Here is a 21,350-nt window from a genome sequence, read left to right as displayed (position 1 = left end):
TTCGTGTTCCCTTAGGCTCTACTTACTAACTGCTTTAACCTTATCGAATGAAAGCATTTACAAAAAGAAGATAAACTTAAGTTTTCGAGGTACAAATTAAAGAGAAATCGTCCTTGGGCATCTATTTTGTACCTATTTAAATAAATCGCTTACATGAAAGAGACATGCCGGGTAACGTATGCCATGATTTTCATCCATGCCATTCCTGTTCCCGATATGTCTCTTGGCTCTCTGTCCGCATGGTTGGATCTACCCGTCACCGAATTAACCAAACACCTTGAAATCAGTCGGTGAAATCCCTACATATTTGCGGAACTGTTTATAGAAATACCCCGTCTCCCAATACCCTACATTTCGGGCGATCTCATGTACCTTCAGATTGGAATTACGTAGTTGCTCCTTCGCACGTTCAATCCGGTATTTGTTGATATATTCGGCAAATGTCTCCCCGGTCTCCTTATGGAACAATTGTCCCAAATACACCGGATGAAGATGATAATGGGCACCCAGCAGCTTCAGGGAAAGCTCTTCTGCGTAGTGTTTGTCGATATGCTGAAGCACCTGGTTCACAATCGGATTCTTCAGATCCTGCAATAGGGATTGGATCGTCTGCGACCCAACCTGCTGAAGTGCCCGCACGAGTTCATCAAAAGTGCCACTGTCCAGTACAAGTTGAAGCCCTTGTTGGTATATGGCAGACTCATCCGAGTGTTTGATGCTCTCCAGTTCCATTTTGAAGCGAATCACAACTTCCAATGCGGTATTCTGTAACTCCCCAGGTGTAAGCCCATCGCGATGCTGTTCAAAATCCATGCGAATCCGGTCGGCAAGTTGTTCTGTATTGCGGGATAGAATGAGTTTGGCATACTCCCTCCATTCAATGAAAAAGGTCGCCGTTGAATTTCCGCACCTTTCCAGCATGGCATGGTCGATGACTTTAAGGTCGGGATAAATCATCACATACTGGAGTGCTTTTTTGGCCTCCGCATAACTGGTCGGCGCATGGTATAACCCTTTCATCAATCTGCCTGCTCCAATGCGTGCCGCCGGATGGGTTAGGGTTATCGCATCAGATAATGCCTGAAGGCCATCCATTAGCTCCTGTTCCTCGTCACTCGTACCCTGAATATTGGCAATAATGACGATGTCTCCATCGATATCATGAAATACGTTCAAATGGCGTTTGTCTCTCAGCATTTCCTCAACGCGTTCAAACATGCCAGCTGTCTGCCCTTTGTCCCGCAAGACAGCCACAGCAACGTAAGGTGCATCTAGCGAAAGGTTCATAAACTGGGCACGTTCTTCAAATTCGGTAGCTGCAATCTGTCCCGTAAGCCATCGATGAAGAATGTTATCTTTTAGAATCTGGATACCATACGCATCATCGGCTTGAGGTGATAACGTATGATCCAGCTTGGACGCCGTGTTGCTCAGCGTGGATTCCAGTTCCTCCACATTAATCGGTTTGAGCAGATAGTTTTCGATCCCCAGCTGCATGCCTTCCTTCAGATATTCGAACTCATTAAAACCACTCAGGATAATGACCTTGATCTCAGGTTGCACTCGCCTTGCTTCCCGAATCAGGTCAAGACCATTCATGAGTGGCATGGATATATCCGTGATCAGAATGTCCACAGGCTGAGTGGAGAGCGCTTGTAACGCTGCCTGCCCATTACCTGCATGGCTCACAATTTCCATACCAAATGAAGACCAATCCACAATATCGTATAAACCTTCAATGATGAATGGCTCATCGTCCACAATAAACACCTTGTACATATTACACACCTGTCCCTTCTGTATGTGGATAACGCACCCTGATTCGTGTTCCTTCTCCGAGGGTGCTCTCTATGGTGATACCGAACTCTGGTCCATACAGGAAGCGCAATCGACTATGGACACTGCGCAGCCCGAACATCTGACCAGACTCTTCAGGACGTTCCAGTTCTTCAAGGATTTCCGACAGGCGTGCCGGATCAATGCCTTTGCCATTATCTTTCACTTCCACTTGCACCACATCATCTGTCTCTTCCACAACAATCGATAATCGGTTATCCGAACGTTCTGTCTGAATGCCGTGTACAACATAATTCTCAATGATAGGTTGCAGCGAAAGTTTGACCACAGGGTGCTGATAATAAGCAGCGTCGATCTGGATCGTGTATATAAAAATATCCTTGTAGCGGATTCGGAATAACTCCAGATACAATCGACAAGCTTCCATCTCATCCTTCAGCGTATAATTTTTCTTCTGCTGTACCAGGCTCTTGAACAATACGGATAGACTATAGATCATCTCGCCAACATCTCTCGCCCCTTGGGATATCGCCCTCATCCGAATCACTTCAAGCGTATTGTAGAGAAAATGAGGGTTGATGCGCGCCTGTAATGCGACCAGCTCGGTCTCCTTCTGTTTGATCTCGGCTTTGTAGACCCGTTCAATATACAGATTCAGCTCATCCAGCATGTCGTTGAAGCTATGTGAGATCTGCCCCAGTTCATCATCACGTGCGTCGTCGATGCGAGCCGTCAAGTTGCCATATTTCACTTTTTGCGTAAAGCGAATAATTCGACGGGTTCGTTTGGCAAAGTTAATAATGAAAAACGCCGGAACCAGCACGGCAAACAGAATACACACAATACTGATCGAGATGATGGTATTGCGAATGCCCGCATAGGTTTCAGCCATCTCTTCCACCGGAACGGTACCAATGACCACATAACCCTGATCCGCGGAGACAAACTTGTTCACGTACATGTTCTGCTCCTTTTTCATTGAATCCATATCCGTCTGATCAAACAGCGAATCGGCCACATTCACGTAGGGGTACTTCTTCCCGTAATAATGATTGTTGGAGTCAAATAACACTGTCCCCTTCGCCGATAACACCACGATTTCTCCCTTGAGATTACTCTCGTAGTTATCCAGAGCGTTACCGATTCCTTCTGAGTCAAAGAAAACAAGAAATTGGCCCAGATTCCGAAGAGTCTGTGTATTGTTAATTGGTACGCGGATGGAATAGAGCGCAGGGTCCCATTGATTAATCTCTTTGCGAATCCAGTAATTGGGTGCACTGATATTGGGTGTTTCCATCGCCATCACGTCCGGAATATAGGAATGAGCCACATTCGCGTCCAGCTTGCGGAACTGCTTGTGTTGATTAAAGGTAGACAGATCCTGCTGCTCGGCGCTATACAACATGAGTTGATTAATCTGCGAATTGCGATCCATAATGTTCTGAAAATGTTTCAATACATCGGCCGAATAGTCGTCCTGGTTGGCGTAATATCCATTGGTCATGTGCTGAACATATTCAGCGTACGAATGATTCATCAGGTAAGTAATGTTGGCGGAAAGCGCCTCATTCTGATGCATGTCCCTCACCATGTTTTGTACCGATTCATACTGCTGATGAATGTATCGATCCACATGTTCCATCGCCGCTTTCTGGATCGCCAGTTCCCGGCGAATCGTGGAGTCGGACACCGACAGGAAGATGATATAAGATAACGTAATGATCGTGACAATAGATATCATCGAAAAGATCAGGAGCATTTTCATAAACATATTATTTTTGAAGAAATTATTGTAAACGCTAACAATTTTCAATTCGCATGTTCCCTCCGATGCTGTTTTCCTGACTATATAAGTTGAACTAAAGATTACTTACACTGACACTACGATGACAGAATAACCTTCCAATCGCTGTTATCCCCAGATTTTTTCGATTCCCTTTTCTTAAGGGAAAATCCGGTGATAGCGTATGCTTCCGATGCAGCTTTCTTTCAGAAAGCTTTTAGGCGAACGCTTCGCTTTTTCAGGTTTCTTCTGTCCTCTCCGTTATCGTGTAAATGATTAGTTCAACTTATATTGAATTATATCACCAGGCTTCTGACATTAACTTGTCACCTGGAACTTTTCTTTAGTTTATATCTGTGTTTCTTTAATTTCACCCTATTTAAAAACGCTTTCATCCACTATCGTTAACCATAAGTTTAGCTTTGTGTAAAAGAATACCTTACATTCATTCCACTTGAAGGAGGAACAGCATGACACGCAAACTCAAACCAAAAGGCCTCATTCCCAAGGTCACTGCCATGGTCCTGACCACGGCTCTGCTTGGACAAGTTGTTGCATCATCCGTTTATGCCGGAGACACGCTCCCTTACACCGGTGAAAGTGCCAAAGGGGTTAATCAGCCCTATCAACACGGATACACCTCGGCCCAGATTCTGAACTGGACACCCGAAAGTGATATCCATGGCGATTTACTTCGTGCCCATGTTCCCTTGCAGCCCCGTAATGAAGCCTTCGCCGCCACCCAAGCTTATCCCGAGCTTAGCCCGGACACCCAACTGTTCACAATGAGTGGTGATTACGGCAATGCATTTTTCGATAGCACACCTTATACCAATGAATTCAGCCAGTATCTATTTAATTATTGGCAATATACAGATTACTACAGCTATTGGCACGGCATGGCCTCTGCGGGAGTACCTGAGGAGCTGTACGATCCGAGTAAAGAGTGGACGGAGAAATACTTCGAGTTTGGCATTTTGAACATTCCGAATCCGGCCTACACCAATGCAGCCCACAAGAACGGCGTTAAGTCCATTGCTAACATCTTTTTCTCGGACAATGACCGTGGACCACAAACCTATAAACAAATGCTGATCCAGGATGAAAACGGTAACTTCCCTGTGGCCGAGAAACTGGCCGAGATGGCAGAATACTACAACTACGATGGATATTTCTTCAATCAGGAAGAGGTTGCCCGGGGTGTAGCCCCTGAGGATATCGCTTCCTACAAGAAATTCATGAAATATCTAAGAAATAAAGGCCTGTACGTTCAGTGGTATGATTCCACCATCAATACAACAGGCAAAATTCAATACCAGAACCAATTCAATGGGCTCAACAGCCCCTTTGTACAAGATTCCGTTCTCGGCAGAGTCTCGGATTCCATCTTCCTGAATTATGTATGGAACCACAAGATGCTCCGCGATTCCCGTGATCATGCCCTTAGTCTGGGACTGGATCCATTGGAAACCGTATTTGCTGGTGTCGAAGGTGGACATGACAAGTTCGGCCGCTGGAAGCAATCCTATGACCTGCGCCATAACCTGGATGAGAACGGTCAACCCATGAACAGCATCGCGACATTGGGTGCCGACTTCACCCACAACGCCCTGGATGAAGAGATGGGCGACGGCAGCACCAATCACAGAGCTGAGGATGAGTACCAGTGGATGACCTTTGTGCGCGATCGTGCGTGGTGGTCTGGTCCAAATCAAGATCCGACAGATGCACGTCGTAATGCGTCTGCCGATCTGTCGGATGTGTATGCTTCCGGTGCAAATTGGGATGGAATCGCTGCGTATCTGACCGAACGCTCCGTTATCAACGGCTCTAATTTTGCGACCAGCTTCAATACGGGCCACGGTCTGAAATATTATGAAGACGGCGCTGTCTCGAACGATAAAGAATGGTCGAACATCAACATTCAGGATATCCCTGTCACTTGGCAATGGTGGATGGATAGTAAAGGTGACAAGCTCAGTGTTGATTTTGACTATGGTCCCTCTTATGAGAAAGGCGCAAGGTACAACTATGACTCCATTGGCGCGTTTAATGGCGGCAGCTCTCTCGTGGTGAACGGCACACTGAACGCGGAGAACTTCCTGCGCCTGTACAAGACCGACCTGTCCGTCAACGGACAATCGAAACTGGAACTGACGTATAACAAACCGTCGACTAGTGACGCTTCCTCCCTGCATGTTGGGTTGATCTTCGAAGATGATCCATCCAACGTGGTCAACGTAAATGTGCCTAATGCAGGCCAGCATACAGAAGGCTGGAAGACAACTTCGCTGGATTTGAGTGCCTATCAAGGCAAAACCATTGCCGCTATGGGATTATCTTTTGACCCGAATGGCAAAGCAATTGAGAATTACCAGATGAACATTGGCGAGATCCGCATTTCCGACGGTTCAGCGGCTGTACCGGATGCACCGACCGGATTCCATATTGCCAAAGCACTGACCAACACCGACGAACTGGTTGTTGCATGGGACATGAAGGACTATTCAGAGGTCAAGCAATACAATTTATATGAAAATGGCGCCTATGTAGGCGGCGTGTATGATTCCACTTTTTATATCAAATCGCTAAAACAGCCGTCTGGTGAACTGTCTATACGTGCGGTGGGTGCAGATGGTACCGAGAGTGAAGCAACCGTCCTGCCTTACGATCTGAATGCAGCCGTTCAGAATATGGATGTGAAATTCAAAAAGAATGGCGATGCCATCGTAAGCTGGAAAAACCCGAAAAAAGCAAAAGATTCGGGCAAAGACAAAGATAAGAATACCGGTAAAGACAAGGATAAAAATAAAGACAAAGGTAAAGGCAATGAGTCTATTCAACTCACACTACAAGCCGAATACACAAAAGAACCTTTCACCAAGTCACTTCAGGTTAAAAAAGGAAAACAGTCTGCCGTCTTGACCGGACTTCCGACCAACGGTGAGCATTACGTGCTGAACATCGCCATTGGCGGGCAGAACCCGGTAACCCATACCGGACAGCTGGCAGATCTTCAGATTACACCATACGCCAAGGAAAAGGTCACGGTAAAAGATGGAAAGTACACATTAGCCCTCCCGGATCTGGAGGACTGGTATAAGATCTATGTATATGAAAATGGGGTGGCACGCGAGTTCGGAGTCACTTACGTATCGCAAAAATTCCCGTATATCATTCGGGGAAGAACAAAGCTGAGTGAACTGACCTTCACGCCATCATCCAGCAACAGCTCTTTGAAGCTGGTTATTGAGGATTATGCGGGCAATCAGGCCGCTACGATTTTGAGGTAACACTACAAGGTATTTTCGCGCCCGCCTGCATAACAAAAAAGAAACGTACAGCCCTTCACTTCCCAAAGGAAGTTGAAGGGCTGTATTGGTTGATCTCGAGTATGTTAGCGACTGAGATTTAACGCATGAGTTTACCAAAGTTGCCGTAACCTACATTCTAGCTTAATTGGCATCATCATTCTCGTCCCGAAATGTATACAAAAAGATCGTTCGGATTTTTGCAACGATCCGTATTGTCAGTCCGCTAGTTGAAATCAGCAGCTAATCACTTTGATGCCATTTTAAGTTTTGTTCAACTAACGTTCCCCGTAACAATAAACTCTATCGCAAAGGATCAAAACATACAGACAGCCAATTAGATCCCCCCCATCTCTCAAGATGGCTGCCTACTCCGAGAGGGACAAGAAACTTTCTTACTTTGTTTCTTAATTTCTTGATTGCTCGATAATCTAGATGATCATAGTGATCGTGTGATATAAGTACAGCATCAATTTCTGGAAGTTCCTCAATTCCGATTGGCATTTGTTCACTATAACGCCTGCCACCAAATCTAAAGGGAGAGGTATAGTCCGTAAATACCGGGTCTAACAATAATAATTTGCCATCCAGTTGGATTAATGAGGTAGAGTGTCCGAACCATGTAAACGATGCATTATCCATGCTTCTTGAGAAAAAAGATTTTGTTATCCTTTGAACTTGAAGCGGTTCTTTAGGTCGCGCATTAGGATTTCCCTTCGCGATTTCACAAAGTAGTGGTAGTAACACCTTCAGTCTATAGTCGACACGCGATTCAATAGGATATTTAAACTTCCCTTTTACGAAGTTCTTGGATTGTTGGAATTGGCTTTTCTTCTTTCTGGTCGGTCTTGCTCCAAAAACGGGCAAAGAGTTCATAAGAACAATACTTAGAAATGTCAAAATTAGAATAACGAAAACTAACGTTCCGTTTAAGACAACCCCATTATCGCCCAACGTTAACGATCTTCCTGACCCAGGTTGGCTCATTCGTCGCCGCCCTTACGAGGCAGTCGGCGCAGTCAGCGAAGGAAAGTGGCCGGAGCGGAGAAATGCGGATCGAGGGGCCTGCCGTATATTTCGAAGTGGCGGCTACGTCGCTAAGAGCTGGCGGTCGTACAATGATCCAATCTAATTCGCTCCGTTGTACTGCACGCTCGGCAATGGCCTTGTCCTCAACCGCCTTCGTGAAAATACGACCCGAAATATTTATGGCTAAACGATTTAGTGCTGAAAGTTCTTTTCCATCGCTCAGACCAATGCCGCTCTGCATGACGAAGTGCTTAACTCCGGCGCTCTGACAGGCTGCCAGGATGTTTGTAATGCCCACCGACATGATGGTTCCTGGCGAAAAGTTTTTGCGGATGTTCGAGATCCCCTCCGATATGACGGTACCCTGCGAAAAGTGTCCGGTAGGACCTATGCAACTAATTACCACATCTGTATCGGCCAAGGCTTTGGCAATGCTCGGCATATCAAGTACATCTCCCTGTCGGACGCTGAGGCGCGCTGTGGGGGCGATGACTTCCGGCCGGCGAGCCACGGCTACAACCTCGTGCCCCAAATCAAGTGCTCGCTCTATCACTTTCCTGCCAGTCGCACCCGTCGCTCCTATTACCGTTATCTTCATTAAGTAGTTCCCCCTTTGAATATGATAATTATTACTTCTATTCATAGCTGCTTTACTAGACAGCACCAGTGGCTGCCAAAGCTTTGACGCAGCTTGCTAACCGCGAAGAAAATCGGCTCTCTACTGGTTAATATCCACAGAAAAATGCACATTGGAGTATTAAGTAACAACTGTGTATAATTATAAACAAAAAAATAATGCGTCAGCAATTACCAAATAACCGTAATTCGTGCATTTATTCACAAATCATTTGAAGTTGTGTAATTTATTTCAGAAAGCATGGTGACTCATAGTGTCTAAGGTGGATAGAAGAATAATCAAATCTCAAGAAGCGATAAAAAAAGCTCTGATTGAACTGATGATTGAAAAAAAAATCGACCAAATTACTATACAAGAAATTTCCGATAGGGCAAATGTTAGCCGAAGAACCATCTATCTTCACTACATAGATAAATTTGATCTTCTAGATAAGCTAATGGAAGAACATATTAACGAACTACGGAAACTCTGTGAATTAGCAGCTAATAATACCGTTTTTTATGATGCGGTATTGTTATGGTTCGAGTACTTTGAGAGTCATTATTTATTCTTTTCAACGATGTTGGCGAATCAAGGAGGTCCTTTTTTTCACAGTCGGTTCCTTGAGTTTGTCCTCCAAGAGTTAAAGAATGTAGAAAACATAACCGAAGGAGATTCTCAAGGATTAAGTGACGGTGACGCTGAAGATGTGATTATTCAATTTTTTGGAGCTGCTATCGTAGGGGTAGTGGAATGGTGGTTCAAGAATGGAAAGCCCTCCCCCCCTCACTATATGGCACAACGAGTGGGGGCATTGTTAGAAAGGAATTTATAATCGATCTTGAATCAACACACTTTATTTCGCTATCCTGCCCGTTAGTTGAATAAAAGCAGCCGATCACATGGATCAGTTGCTTTCTTAGTTAAATTGAGCTATCGTTTCTTCGTTAGTTCAATATCCTTTACTGCTAGGATGTCAGCAATCACTTCATTTTTTCAAAAGGAAACCGAAGTAGAAATTTATTGAAATAATATGCAGAGGATTTCCTAATTGTTGATAGCTTCATCGGCCGAGCTGAGATAATTGCAGAACGAAAAACCGGATGCTCGTTGTTAAAAACATTTGGCACGAGAACGATATAAAGCTAACAAAGAAATTGCGAACAGCTTTGAAGTTTTATGCCGGTTTAGGCGAGCTCGGTACTTGACATATGTAATGCATAGCCCTAAAATGAGCTAAGTCAGTCGATTATGGACTCGATGAGTCGATAATAGGAGCGCAAATGAATTATTCTTAACTCGACTTTGTATGAATGCAAGCTGAATCACGCACCTTTTTTTTGCTTCTATTATAGATATAAAATATCTATAATATCTTATTATTAATCTAAGTATAGGAAGCAGTGACAGATCGTATTACTTTACTTTTAAGAACTTAGATTAGGGAGATGACGAACGATGAAAATATTTATGACAGGCGTTACCGGATATATAGGAAGTTCTGTGGCTAAAGTATTGCTCGATGCAGGGCATTCTATCTATGGTCTGACCCGGAACACCAGCCAAATAAACGAGTTGAAAGAGCTTGGAGTGGAGCCTGTCGTGGGCACACTTGGAGATACGGAAATACTGGCTGATTACGCAAAACGGAGCGATGGAGTGATTCATACAGCTGACGTTGCTCACCGCAAGGCTATTGAGACGTTTATTAGCGCTTTGCGCGGTACAGGAAAGCCATTAATTCACACATCCGGTTCAGGCAACGTTGGGGATGATGCCAAAGGCGAATTCCAGAGCGAGCAAATCTATAACGAAGAAACACCTGTAACAAGGGACTTGGAATCGATTCGAGTCAATGAGCTGGTGCGTAAAGCAGGGGTCGATCAAGGAGTGCGAGGTATTGTCATCGTACCTTCGATGGTATATGGAACGTCTCTCGGACTTCCAAGAGACAGCATTCAGCTTCCAATGATTGTACAGAAATCGAAAGAAATGAAGGCCGGAGTATATATTGGCAAAGGTCTGAACAGATGGTCGAATGTCCATATTCGTGACTTGGCCCAATTGTATCTTCTTGCGCTAGACAAAGCGCCCTCCTCCTCTTACTTTTTCGCAGAAAATGGCGAGGAATCGTTCCGTGATCTAAGCCGTTACGTGAGTGAGGCGCTTGGATATGAGGGACGCACGGTGAGCTGGTCTCTGGAAGAAGCGGTTGCTGAATTTGGCCTTCTGGCTCAATATACACTTGCGACGAATTGCCGAATTCGCTCTGTGCATGCTCGAAACTTGCTTGGCTGGAAGCCTGAAGCCGAATCCGTGCAAACTTGGCTTGCCATGGGTATTAACAACGCTTTCAGTCAATAAAAATTACACCTCTTATTCGCAAGATGGCATTGAGTTAACCTGCCCGTTAGCTTAATGAGGAGCTCATCATCCTAATATCATATTGTTCCTGTTCTCTACTTTCTATAAAGGTATACAAAAAAGGAGCGTCACCATTTCTGCAACGCTCCTATTGTCCGTCCGCTAGTTGAAAACAGCAGATGATCACTTTGATACCCTGCCGACTATAGGTCCTAGGAATGTTAAGATTGCATCTGTTTACAAACAGTATTCCACTCATAGAGAGGTTGCTGTAAGTCATGATTTTATACATCAAAAGGAATTACTTATGTAAGGTCCCCAGCCACTCACCCTAATTAGAACGTCTCAACCAACTTCTGAATCTTTGAGTGGGAAATTAAATATACTGGTCCCATTATTTCTATTTTGCCGTCCTCGACACGTATAGCGCTCTCCTGTTCTGCCGCATAAATATCAATTTCTTCAGACAAGGGGAACAGGTAGCCTTGAACAAACGTTGCGTAATCGCGTTGAGAATGAGATTCGTAGGCAAAATGATCAAAGCCAATACCATCATAAATAGTACTTGTTTCAACTTCATCCGTGTTATTCAAGCTTAACCATTTTGCAGCCATGTTTAACGCACCGGCGCTGGCACCCATTATAATGGCATTGCTATTCTTAATAACATCCGATAATTCATATTCCACCAAAAAATCGTTCTGCAAAACAGGATATCCACCACATAAAAAAATGACAGAAGCGTTCTGAATGAATCGCTGAGCATCTTCTTTCTGCATACGGTAATCGATGAAATGATATTCATCAAAAATAATGTTAGCCTGATTCAACCATGTCCATTCAGAAATATCATCAAAGTTAACTTGCTCATCTGTATAACCAGACGGATCAGCACTAATCATAACAAGCGATTTTCTGTCTTGTATATCCTCCTGCAAACAATGGACCAGCTTCTCAGGAAAAAAATGATTAAACCAACTGAAATAGTAGTGAGTTTTCAAACTTAATTACCTCCATATGTATTATTTACATTCATCCATAGGATTCATAAACAACCTCTTTTTATATGCATTATACAAAATAATCCAATTAATTGATAGTACATTTAACATAACTATAACCCCGTTAAAAAAAGCCCGGTTCTTCCCCCGGGCAACATACATTTTTGTATGGGTTACTTACTTATAAACTCTACCATCTTCTGATGCAATTCCTTCTCGGAACATTGAAAGATACCATTAAAATCCTCAGGGTTACGGATCAATGTGTTTAACTGGTCTATTCCATATTGTTGAACAACAAACTCCACAAATAGGAACGAAAACTGAAAACCTTTCATCGTTTCGAAATCCCAGGTATCATTATCTAATTGTTCGAACGTTGGGATCTCTAAATTGTGAATAGCCTCTTCTGTTGTACCTTCAATATAGTCCTGAGTCATCAGCTTGGCTTCATATCCACCAATTCCTTGCCTTATCCATTTCGGAGCCTTCGGATTGATTTCACTTATTAGCCACATGGTGAACAAGTGAACCGTACCTTTAAGAATCGATTGATAGGTATGCTCCGGTCCTGGATTTAATGGAGATACAATTTTAAGAATACTCCCTTCATAGGTACCCATGAACCAATTCGGAGCATCTGCTTCTCCGACCGCTTGGTGAAACGATGGCATATCAGGATATACTTCAATCGTTACTTTTCGCGATGGATGATAATTGTACTTTAACGAGATTCGTTCAATATGATCACTTAGTTCATTGAACAAATCATGGTGTACTTTATTAGGCGTATTGTTCAATCCCTCGTTTTTACCCTTATTAACAATTGAAATCAAATCTTGAATAGACATGATCGTAACGCCTCCCCATTCTTTCAGTTCCTTTTTAAGTTTTTCCAAAGCTCTATAGAGTCTGTTCTTTACTGCACTCTCACGCATCCCTACAATCTTAGAAATTTCAAGCAATGTGCAGTCCACAAAAAAGCGTAATGCAATGATTTCCTGGTCGGTTTCATTTAACTTTTTCAGCGCAACTCCGATATCAATTCGAAAATCAACATACTTCGTAAATTCTAGGGAGATCGACTGTGATTCATATCCCGTAAAATCAAACGGCGTTTCTTTTTTTCGCGATAATCTTCTATATTCGTTTTTCACTGTATTCTGAGCAATCTTGAATATCCATGTAAATAAATTTGATTTCCCTTGGAATCGGTGAAGATTCTCGACTGCTTTTAAAAACACCTGTTGAGTCAAATCATCTGCAACCATCGGGTTCAATTTCAGGGAAAAGTAGTTGCAAATTCTTTGACGATACAGCTCATAAGTGTTTTCAAAGTTAGTGATACTTTCCTGTTTATCCGGATAAACAGGTTTTGTGTCATGAGCTCCTGACATGGTAAGAACCTCCTCTTGATTTACAATGAATTAGACACCAGAGAGAGTCAGAAGGCCACATAAATATAAAATAAATATGTATTCAATCTTTCAGGTTTGTTACTTACAGGACTAATCACCCTTTTTTGAAATCTCACTTCATATCATCTCTATGATTTCATATCTTTACAAATTTATAATGATAAGCAAAGATTGGAGTAGTTCTGGAGGGAATCACATCATGTAACGACTTCCCAAAATGAAGGAGAGATAGTAATGAAATACACCAATGTTTTATTATCAAGCGTCATTGTTTTAGGTAGCTTAGGCACGTTATCAACAGCATCATCTTCGTTTCATACTTCTGATAAAGTAGCACACATTGCTGTTGACTCAACATCTGTGAACTCTTCGACATACCAGAGTATACCTAAGTTAAAAAAAACGACCGGCTCAAATAAAATTGTCTGGAAAGGTGACAACATCACGATAACCGCGAACATCTTAAAGCTAGATGCTGCTGCCGATTTTGAGCAGAACATCATTGACACCATTGTAGTTACTCATGATAAAGAAAAGTACACCCTACAAACAGGAGATTTTGAGGTTAAATTATTGGATATCACTAGTGTTGTTAAATCTCCATCTAATCAATGGATTGCTATCCAAGTAGAAAAAAGTGCTGGTAGCAACCTCATTCTCATGAACCTTAAAACAGGAAAGTACACGATTATTAACGAACGTCTTGAAAAAGCAGGTAAACAAAATGTAGAAACCATTTCATCATATAATTGGTCACCAAAAGAAGACATCATTGCATTTTCTTATGGAAATACGGAGAAAAGCACGTTAGCAATATACGACACTAAGAAAGACAGTGTTGTTTATCTCCCTCGGGCAACCAACTATATTAGCACCGGTTTAGTTTTATGGCATAAGAACGGAAAAATTATGGATTACATTAGTGAGTATCCTTCAGATCAATGGATTCTTTGCAGATACGATACAGGAAGCAAAAAAGTTAAGCCTGTAAAAAGAATCACAAAAAAGGAATTTCAGCAGTGGTTTAAATTAGATAAATATCCTACGAGCTAAAAAAAATGATTGGACGGAAAATACATTTCTTTCGTTCAACTTATATAACAAAAAGGCGAGTCTCCATTAATCGGGGACTCGCTTTTTTGTCTTTATTATTAAATTTAAGAAGTGCCTTTTTGCTTACTCGCCTGCATCTGCTGGGCAAATCGCATCATCTCTTCGAACTCTTCCTCGGATACGGCATCCCCATCGGTGCTTATGTCTTGTACAATTGGAATTTCGGGTTTGGCTTTGGTTCCTTTGCCGTATGTACGGGTACGGGTTCCAGCTGCACCAGCAGCCTGTTTGCCTTTGACCTTGGCCTGATCACGAATATATTGCACAGCTTTCTCATATGAGTTTACCTGCTTAAGCAACATGTTGGAGGCTATGGCCTCAACGAAGTTACGGTTAATCCGCTGCTCTCCGCCGGATACAAGTAATGCCATCAAATAATGAATCAGTACATTGATGACTTCGCCAGGTAACTTGTAGCTGAGATCAATTTTCTCAAATATATCGATCAGATTGTCCGGTACTGCGCCCGGGAAAAATGTCTGCAACAGACGTGTGTATGGCTCATTGCGCAGCATCATATTATATTGATGAATATCACACTTGGTCATAAATTGTGGAGGCACTTCGACGTAATATTCCATCTGCACTCCATGCTCCACAGGTGGTTCACCGGAGTCTTCTTTCCGTTCAGGCTCCTCCATATGCTGTCTCAGTGCCACGACCTTGGCTGCCTGTACAGTCTGTTGCTCATGGCGCTTCTTCGTCTGTCTGAACTGCATACTCGCCTTATGCTGAAGATCATCCAGAATCAGCTGGCCCTGTGGACTGAAAATATCATCTTCATCCAGCAGACGGCATACATCCTGCACACTGAGATTAAACTTGTTCACGACATAATTTACAATGCCTAGTTGTTCATGATCAAATCGCAATTGTTCTACATGACGACGATTGACCGACTCCCGCGGGAAACGCAAAATAATGTCGGCATAGTTCAAACTGTTTTCTTCCGCTGCATCATTCGTGCCTGTCCGTTGGGCCGTAGTTGATACTTCCGACAAAGCCTGCTCCAACTCGTAATCAATCACGTGGGTATTCAATTCAAATATATCGTAAAAGGGAACGGAAATATTCTCTTTATTGGCTGCCGGATAAGGCGCGTCCCCATTTTCCACTGCCGAGAAACCCGAACGCAGGGAAAGGACGGCGAATTTACCTATCTTGTCACGAAGCAGCAGTGTCAAATGCTGTGTCCGGAAAAACTCTGCCGGAGAGAGCGGCGGTTGCAGCTCATATTCGTAGATGTAATCATCATTTTCCGGTATATATAGGCGTGATGTCTGAAGTAGCCCCACTGCCTCAAGCTTGGATGTCTGCTCTAACAAATATTTGCGCCCTTTCTCACTTGGCTCCAAGCCAAGCGTCATGAACAGCCTCCGTTGCTGTTCAAGCGGCGAATAACCGACCTGTTCACCGGGAAGATGCTGAAACAACAGCCGATACAAGCCAACCGCAAAAGCACCTACCATGGGCTGATATGCTCCTGTAAGCATACGGTCATCCAGGGCGCTAAGTCCAAACTCCCTGTATACGCAGTAGCGATGATGTTCAGTATAATGGTGCAGATTCTTCATGCGCATAGCCTGATCTCCTTCTCCCCAAAAGTATGTTTATCTATTCTATCATAAATGTCTGATCATCAAATGCTCAAAAACAGGTAAAAAGATGGCCTGTTCTCGCTCCGTTTCGTCCTAGGTCGACATCATTCACGTTTTCGCCGAATTTAGCAAATTTCTAAAATAAAAATGTCGAGAGCCGCTAGAATACTATAAAAGCTGTAGCCGCAGAATACAAGGGAATATCTAAAGAGAATGTTCTCCAGATGTATATGAAGTACAAGTCTACAATAATCCTTCTAATAAAAATGAACAGCAAAAAAGCCTTCCCTTTGTACTCGTAAGCGTTTACGACAAAGACAAGACTTTTCACGCGATTACAGTGGCATGTGTTACCTCTTTCCATCAATCTAAAACATTCTGTACCCACCCAAACGTAACTTCTGAATCGTCCAGCCACTGATTACCGCACCAGCCAGTCCAGCGATGCCCGTCATATAGTCTACAATCTGGAAAGAACCCAGATGTGACATCAGAGATGACGACTGATCCCATAGAGAGTACACAACAATAGGTAGAATTACAATAATGAACAGATAGGAAGGAAACCAGGTTGTCTTCATCAGCATGTTCAGAATGAAACCGATACCAAACATCATAACGAAAAATAATACCATCAATACCAACACAGGTATAAATTGCATCGGACGACATTCACCTCTTCTTTCACACATTCAGGTTTCACTTCTGGATAGTAGTTAGTGTACCGCAAAAAATGTGGCGAAGCAACGAACTTTCTGGACAAATTTCCCTATATTTATACTCTGTTCATTTGCCCTTCTGCTTCATGTTGGGATACAATGTAAACGATAAAGCAATCACCCGTCCCTTATAGTGCGTGTTCAAAATCAAAAGCGGACTTTTTGAACAACCTCTTATAGGGATTTGGAAATATACCTTGCAGGAGGAACACAACCAATGAACGAAGCCGCATCAACACTGGAGGGCTGGTATGCCCTGCATGATTTTCGCTCGATTAACTGGGCCGCCTGGAAAGCAGCAGATGATGAAGAACGCGCTGTAGCACTGGACGAGCTTCAGGAATTCTGGAAAGAATGGAAAGAAGTCGAGGATTCATCCAAAGGAAGTACCGTTGTATATACGGTTGTAGGTCAAAAAGCAGACCTCGTCATGATGCACCTGCGTGAAACGCTGGAAGATCTGAAGGCTGTTGAGAACGCGTTTAACAAAACGATGTTTGCCCAATACACAACCAAATCGTATTCCTACGTCAGTGTAGTGGAGCTGAGCAACTATCTTGGCAAAGAAGGCGAAGACCCGATGCAAAATCCGGATATTATCGCCCGTCTGAAACCTGTTCTGCCACAACGACAATACATCTGCTTCTATCCGATGAACAAAAAACGTGAGCTGAATGACAACTGGTACATGCTTTCCATGGACGAGCGTCGCACCATGATGCGCAGTCACGGCATGATTGGCCGCAGCTATGCGGGTAAAGTGAAACAGATCATTACCGGCTCTGTCGGTTTCGACGACTGGGAATGGGGCGTTACGTTATTTGCGGATGATGCACTTCAGTTCAAGAAACTCGTCTATGAGATGCGTTTCGATGAAGTTAGCGCCCGTTATGGCGAATTCGGTTCGTTCTATGTGGGAAGTCTGTTGAACGAAGGAACACTGGAAGACATGCTTAAGCTGTAAAAATAGCACAAAGCACAATAAAGCACCGCGACATCTCCTATTAAGGATATTGTCTGCGGTGCTTTATTATCTATCAATATTCTACTACCTCAAGCTTGATTTAGATCTATATTGTTTGAACTATTTATTTACATAAAAACGGAAAGGACAGAAAAAACCTAAAAAAGTGAAGCTATAAGCTTTCTGAAAGAAAGCTACTTCGAAAGCATCCACTTCGCCTAAAAGCTTTCTGAAAGAAAGCTGCATCGGAAGCATACGCTATCACCGGATTTTCCCTTTAACAAAAGGGAATCAAAAAATCTGGGGATAACAGCGATTGGAAGGTTATGTCTCTAATCCTCGTCCTCTTCATCTACCGCTTTCAGCGACTCGAGGAACTCGGCTGTGGCCCGGTCACGGTCACGTCCCTTCTCTTTAAGCCGCTCAATCGCAGGCATAATGAGAATATCCACTTCTTTCTGCACAATGTAGGCCAGATCATATTGATCCTGTTCCTCCAGATAACCACCGACCTGCATCAGGGCGTTGTAACGATCCAGCTCTTCACGTGTTAATAGTCCCCGGACCTGAACACTGCAATGTCTCATCCAAAAAACCGCCCTTTCTTCAGGACTAACGGAATACCACCAATGATGAACAGATAACGCAGATCAACCAGCTTCTTCAACTGAGCTGCTTTCCAGCCTTTGTATTTCTTGCCGCCTACAACGGCAATAGCTTCACCTTTACCCAATGAGGCAACCGTGCCTTTGCTCGTAAATACAAAAGGTTGTTGCTGTTTCTTGCGAATGGATGCCACGACGTTCTTGGCGCAGTTCACACCCTGCTGCATCGCAATCTGGGCTGTTGGTGGATAAGGCCGTCCTTCAGCGTTGAAGACAAGTGAATTATCACCAATGACATAGACATGCTCATGCCCTGGAGCACGCAAGTAGTCGTCTACTTTCACACGTCCTCGCATCACTTCAAGACCTGCCTGTTCAAGCAGTGAGTTACCGCGAATACCGCCGGTCCATACGACTGTAGCCGCATCGAGTTTTTCACCCTCACCCACAATAACCCCGTCCGGGAGACATTGCTTGATTGGAACACCAATTTTGAAAGTAACGCCCTTCTTCTTGAGCACATTCATCGCATGTTCTACCAGTTCCGGATCAAATCCAGGCAAGGCCGAAGGCGCTGCCTCTACATTATAGATGTGCACATGTTTTGGATTCACGTCGAACTCCTTGCACAGCTGTGGAATACGATCTGCAAGTTCAGCTACGAATTCAACACCACTGAAACCCGCTCCACCTACGACAAACCGAATACGATTTCGTTTATTATCGTTTTTGTACATCGCAAATTGATATTCGATGTGTTCTCGAATCAGTCTGACCGAGTTAATGCTGCGGATTGTCATGGCGTGATCGAGCATCCCCGGAATACCGAAGGTCTCAGGCTCACCGCCTAGTCCAATAATCAGATAATCATAGGATAACGTACCATCCTCCAGAATAATCTTCCGATCCTGCAGACGAATCTCCTTCACGGAAGACTTGACCAGATCAATCTTGAACTCATCAATCAGCTTGGAAATGGGCACTCTTGCATGCTCAATGGTATCCGTGCCGGCTGCCGGCATATGTAGATGTGTAGTAATATAATGATAATCATGCCGGTTCACCAATGTGACATCGGCCTCGTTATAGTTCAATTCCTTCTGCAGCCGCTGGGCTGTCAGAATCCCGCCATAGCCCGCGCCGAGGATGACGATTTTGGGAATACTGCTCATGTCTATACCCCTTCCGGTTTCACTTGCATCAGCCCGATCTTGGGTGAGATGCAAAATGCACATACTTACAAATATTGATGAGGTCTTGCCCATTATGACGACAAATGTTAACTTCGCGAATTTATTTAAACGTTTGCATCAAAATTGATCCGTTTGTATGCAAGTTATCGTTTTAAGTTGTGAAATTAACCACAAGATTCTACAAAACACGGGATCTCTCTTCTTATTACATATTGACTCTAAATTAGACAAAAAAACACATAGTACAGGTCAAGGATATCTGTATTTCAAGTAAAGATCAAGGTTTTTTTTGTTATTTTTCATAACCTTTCATTTCCAATTTCATCCTATTCTCATCTGATCTTCATCAATTATTCTCTGATTCGTGATGTAGCTAACTTTGCAACCCTGAGTACACCGTTTATAATAGGAAAGACAGTTCAGCACCCATGCCGGTTACGATCCGTAGCCTGCACATTCTTTCTGTTAACTACCTATTAAAATATGAAAGGTGTTGTTGATTCTTGACTGCACAAAATTCCAGTCATGATATGACTGATTTACTTATTATCGGTGGAGGCCCTGCGGGTCTGTTCGCCGCGTTTTATGGTGGGATGCGTCAGGCATCCGTTACACTGGTTGAAAGCATGCCACAGCTTGGCGGACAACTTGCCGCTCTTTACCCGGAGAAATACATCTATGATGTAGCCGGATTCCCGAAAGTAACAGCTCAGGAACTGGTGAATAACCTCGTTGAGCAAATGAATCATTTTAACCCGAACATCCGCCTTGAAGAAAAGGTTGTATCGGTGGAGAAAAAGGATGAACAACATTTCATCGTGAAGACGGATGAGAATGAATATCATGCCAAAGCCGTCATTATTACAGCTGGTGTAGGTGCATTCGAACCACGTCGCCTGGAGCTTGAAGGTGCTGCCAAGTTCGAGAAGAGCAACCTGCACTACTTCATCAGTGATCTGAATGCCTTCGCTGGCAAAAAGGTACTGATCAGTGGCGGCGGTGACTCCGCGGTAGACTGGGCACTCATGCTGGAGCCTATCGCTGAGCAAGTGACGCTGATCCATCGCCGGGACAAGTTCCGTGCGCATGAGCACAGTGTCGAAAACCTGATGAATTCCAAGGTAAATGTCGTTACACCGACCGAAATCACGGAACTTCACGGAGATGACACGATTACCAAAGTAACCCTTTCCCATGTTAAAACCAAAGAAACTCAGGAAATCGAAGTAGATGATGTGATCGTTAACTTCGGATTTGTCTCTTCTCTCGGACCAATTGCCGAGTGGGGAATCGAAATTGATAGTAACTCCATCGTTGTTGATTCCCGCATGGAAACATCCATTCCAGGAATCTTCGCTGCCGGTGATATCACAACATACCCGGGTAAACTGAAACTGATCGCTGTCGGATTCGGCGAAGCTCCAACAGCTGTCAACAATGCGAAGGTATACTTCGATCCGGATGCCAAGTTGTCCCCAGGACACAGCAGTAACATGAAACGCTAGTTTTGCTGAAATAACATATATTGATACAAAAAAGGGTATCTTACTCCTGAGTGAATCCATATCAGGAGGGATACCCTTGTCTTATATATGCCCGCTGTGTAACGGTCTGGTTGTACCGGAGCAGGCTTGCCCCCACTGCCTTCAGGGACTGTTAGAATGCGGCAAATTGGATGATTACACCGGACCATACAGCCCCTACGTATTCCAACCTTCCTCTGACACGGCAGACGAAGTCGAAAACGTTTGCAATCATGTGATGTACTGTCACCATTGTCAGACGAGCACGCCATGGCCTGTCTCACTATGGGACTTGTCCGGAAACCTGTAACATTGC

At 43.7% G+C, this 21,350-nt stretch carries 17 protein-coding genes; 7 read left to right on the top strand and 10 right to left on the bottom strand.

Translation table 11 applies throughout. The features are described 5' to 3' along the window. Window positions 1-264 precede the first annotated feature (264 nt). Complete coding sequence (locus tag ACE04G_RS22240) at window positions 265-1,779, bottom strand: response regulator transcription factor (protein WP_221821010.1); 1,515 nt, start codon at window positions 1,777-1,779, stop codon at window positions 265-267. Window position 1,780: 1 nt separating this feature from the next. Further along, window positions 1,781-3,610, bottom strand: a complete 1,830-nt coding sequence (locus tag ACE04G_RS22235; RefSeq protein ID WP_397376257.1) for a sensor histidine kinase — start codon at window positions 3,608-3,610, stop codon at window positions 1,781-1,783. 440 nt (window positions 3,611-4,050) lie between these two features. Here ACE04G_RS22235 and ACE04G_RS22230 point away from each other — a divergent pair, with 440 nt between their 5' ends. Next, window positions 4,051-6,873 (top strand): endo-beta-N-acetylglucosaminidase, encoded by a 2,823-nt coding sequence (locus ACE04G_RS22230; protein WP_221821012.1) that lies wholly within the window; start codon window positions 4,051-4,053, stop codon window positions 6,871-6,873. A gap of 321 nt (window positions 6,874-7,194) precedes the next feature. Here ACE04G_RS22230 and ACE04G_RS22225 read toward each other — a convergent pair whose 3' ends face one another. Both ACE04G_RS22225 and ACE04G_RS22220 read right to left on the bottom strand, forming a co-directional pair. Continuing rightward, entirely contained in the window at window positions 7,195-7,845 is a 651-nt protein-coding gene (locus tag ACE04G_RS22225) for an MBL fold metallo-hydrolase (RefSeq protein WP_221821013.1), read from the bottom strand. After that, complete coding sequence (locus ACE04G_RS22220) at window positions 7,835-8,518, bottom strand: NAD(P)-dependent oxidoreductase (protein ID WP_221821014.1); 684 nt, start codon at window positions 8,516-8,518, stop codon at window positions 7,835-7,837. Before ACE04G_RS22220 ends, ACE04G_RS22225 begins: the two co-directional genes overlap by 11 nt. A gap of 292 nt (window positions 8,519-8,810) precedes the next feature. Between ACE04G_RS22220 and ACE04G_RS22215 the strand changes: the two genes are divergently transcribed. Together ACE04G_RS22215 and ACE04G_RS22210 are read left to right on the top strand one after the other, a co-directional pair. Further along, window positions 8,811-9,371 (top strand): TetR/AcrR family transcriptional regulator, encoded by a 561-nt coding sequence (locus ACE04G_RS22215; protein WP_221821015.1) that lies wholly within the window; start codon window positions 8,811-8,813, stop codon window positions 9,369-9,371. A 623-nt stretch (window positions 9,372-9,994) separates the two neighbouring features. Next, window positions 9,995-10,900, top strand: a complete 906-nt coding sequence (locus tag ACE04G_RS22210) for an NAD-dependent epimerase/dehydratase family protein (RefSeq protein WP_221821016.1) — start codon at window positions 9,995-9,997, stop codon at window positions 10,898-10,900. 335 nt (window positions 10,901-11,235) lie between these two features. Here ACE04G_RS22210 and ACE04G_RS22205 read toward each other — a convergent pair whose 3' ends face one another. Together ACE04G_RS22205 and ACE04G_RS22200 are read right to left on the bottom strand one after the other, a co-directional pair. Next, the gene (locus ACE04G_RS22205) at window positions 11,236-11,901 is read right to left on the bottom strand and encodes a type 1 glutamine amidotransferase family protein (protein ID WP_221821017.1); all 666 of its coding nucleotides are present in this window, start codon (window positions 11,899-11,901) and stop codon (window positions 11,236-11,238) included. A 173-nt stretch (window positions 11,902-12,074) separates the two neighbouring features. Then, the gene (locus ACE04G_RS22200) at window positions 12,075-13,298 is read right to left on the bottom strand and encodes an RNA polymerase sigma factor (protein WP_221821018.1); all 1,224 of its coding nucleotides are present in this window, start codon (window positions 13,296-13,298) and stop codon (window positions 12,075-12,077) included. Between the two features lie 255 nt (window positions 13,299-13,553). Here ACE04G_RS22200 and ACE04G_RS22195 point away from each other — a divergent pair, with 255 nt between their 5' ends. Next, window positions 13,554-14,372: a hypothetical protein gene (locus tag ACE04G_RS22195; RefSeq protein ID WP_221821019.1), complete on the top strand. Its 819-nt coding sequence runs from the start codon at window positions 13,554-13,556 to the stop codon at window positions 14,370-14,372. A gap of 104 nt (window positions 14,373-14,476) precedes the next feature. Here ACE04G_RS22195 and ACE04G_RS22190 read toward each other — a convergent pair whose 3' ends face one another. Together ACE04G_RS22190 and ACE04G_RS22185 are read right to left on the bottom strand one after the other, a co-directional pair. Beyond that, window positions 14,477-16,012 (bottom strand): replication initiation and membrane attachment family protein, encoded by a 1,536-nt coding sequence (locus ACE04G_RS22190; RefSeq protein WP_036605770.1) that lies wholly within the window; start codon window positions 16,010-16,012, stop codon window positions 14,477-14,479. A gap of 386 nt (window positions 16,013-16,398) precedes the next feature. Beyond that, window positions 16,399-16,692, bottom strand: coding sequence for a YuiB family protein (locus tag ACE04G_RS22185; RefSeq protein ID WP_221821020.1), 294 nt, complete (start codon window positions 16,690-16,692; stop codon window positions 16,399-16,401). A 274-nt stretch (window positions 16,693-16,966) separates the two neighbouring features. Between ACE04G_RS22185 and hemQ the strand changes: the two genes are divergently transcribed. Beyond that, complete coding sequence (hemQ, locus tag ACE04G_RS22180) at window positions 16,967-17,713, top strand: hydrogen peroxide-dependent heme synthase (protein ID WP_036605768.1); 747 nt, start codon at window positions 16,967-16,969, stop codon at window positions 17,711-17,713. 332 nt (window positions 17,714-18,045) lie between these two features. Here hemQ and ACE04G_RS22175 read toward each other — a convergent pair whose 3' ends face one another. Together ACE04G_RS22175 and ACE04G_RS22170 are read right to left on the bottom strand one after the other, a co-directional pair. After that, window positions 18,046-18,300, bottom strand: a complete 255-nt coding sequence (locus ACE04G_RS22175; RefSeq protein ID WP_017692433.1) for a hypothetical protein — start codon at window positions 18,298-18,300, stop codon at window positions 18,046-18,048. Then, a complete protein-coding gene (locus ACE04G_RS22170) occupies window positions 18,297-19,490 on the bottom strand; it encodes an NAD(P)/FAD-dependent oxidoreductase (RefSeq protein WP_221821021.1) in 1,194 nt (397 codons plus the stop codon). Before ACE04G_RS22170 ends, ACE04G_RS22175 begins: the two co-directional genes overlap by 4 nt. Window positions 19,491-20,041: 551 nt before the next feature. Here ACE04G_RS22170 and ACE04G_RS22165 point away from each other — a divergent pair. Beyond that, on the top strand, window positions 20,042-21,016 hold the full coding sequence (locus ACE04G_RS22165) for an NAD(P)/FAD-dependent oxidoreductase (RefSeq protein ID WP_218639193.1): 975 nt from the start codon (window positions 20,042-20,044) through the stop codon (window positions 21,014-21,016). 76 nt (window positions 21,017-21,092) lie between these two features. Further along, window positions 21,093-21,344 carry a hypothetical protein gene (locus tag ACE04G_RS22160; RefSeq protein ID WP_074096361.1) on the top strand — a complete coding sequence of 84 codons (252 nt, stop codon included), beginning with the start codon at window positions 21,093-21,095 and terminating at the stop codon, window positions 21,342-21,344. Window positions 21,345-21,350: the final 6 nt, after the last annotated feature.

The organism is Paenibacillus sp. AGC31 (genome assembly GCF_057334655.1).
Note: the sequence above shows the minus strand (reverse complement) of the source record. Positions and strands in the feature narration are given on the sequence as shown.

What these genes read in the sequence shown, in the direction of transcription:
- ACE04G_RS22240 (WP_221821010.1), bottom strand. Translation starts at nt 1,779, where the DNA reads ATGTACAAGGTGTTTATTGTGGACGATGAGCCATTCATCATTGAAGGT.
- ACE04G_RS22230 (WP_221821012.1), top strand. Translation starts at nt 4,051, where the DNA reads ATGACACGCAAACTCAAACCAAAAGGCCTCATTCCCAAGGTCACTGCC.
- ACE04G_RS22220 (WP_221821014.1), bottom strand. Translation starts at nt 8,518, where the DNA reads ATGAAGATAACGGTAATAGGAGCGACGGGTGCGACTGGCAGGAAAGTG.
- ACE04G_RS22210 (WP_221821016.1), top strand. Translation starts at nt 9,995, where the DNA reads ATGAAAATATTTATGACAGGCGTTACCGGATATATAGGAAGTTCTGTG.
- ACE04G_RS22200 (WP_221821018.1), bottom strand. Translation starts at nt 13,298, where the DNA reads ATGTCAGGAGCTCATGACACAAAACCTGTTTATCCGGATAAACAGGAA.
- ACE04G_RS22195 (WP_221821019.1), top strand. Translation starts at nt 13,554, where the DNA reads ATGAAATACACCAATGTTTTATTATCAAGCGTCATTGTTTTAGGTAGC.
- ACE04G_RS22190 (WP_036605770.1), bottom strand. Translation starts at nt 16,012, where the DNA reads ATGCGCATGAAGAATCTGCACCATTATACTGAACATCATCGCTACTGC.
- ACE04G_RS22185 (WP_221821020.1), bottom strand. Translation starts at nt 16,692, where the DNA reads ATGCAATTTATACCTGTGTTGGTATTGATGGTATTATTTTTCGTTATG.
- hemQ (WP_036605768.1), top strand. Translation starts at nt 16,967, where the DNA reads ATGAACGAAGCCGCATCAACACTGGAGGGCTGGTATGCCCTGCATGAT.
- ACE04G_RS22175 (WP_017692433.1), bottom strand. Translation starts at nt 18,300, where the DNA reads ATGAGACATTGCAGTGTTCAGGTCCGGGGACTATTAACACGTGAAGAG.
- ACE04G_RS22170 (WP_221821021.1), bottom strand. Translation starts at nt 19,490, where the DNA reads ATGAGCAGTATTCCCAAAATCGTCATCCTCGGCGCGGGCTATGGCGGG.
- ACE04G_RS22165 (WP_218639193.1), top strand. Translation starts at nt 20,042, where the DNA reads ATGACTGATTTACTTATTATCGGTGGAGGCCCTGCGGGTCTGTTCGCC.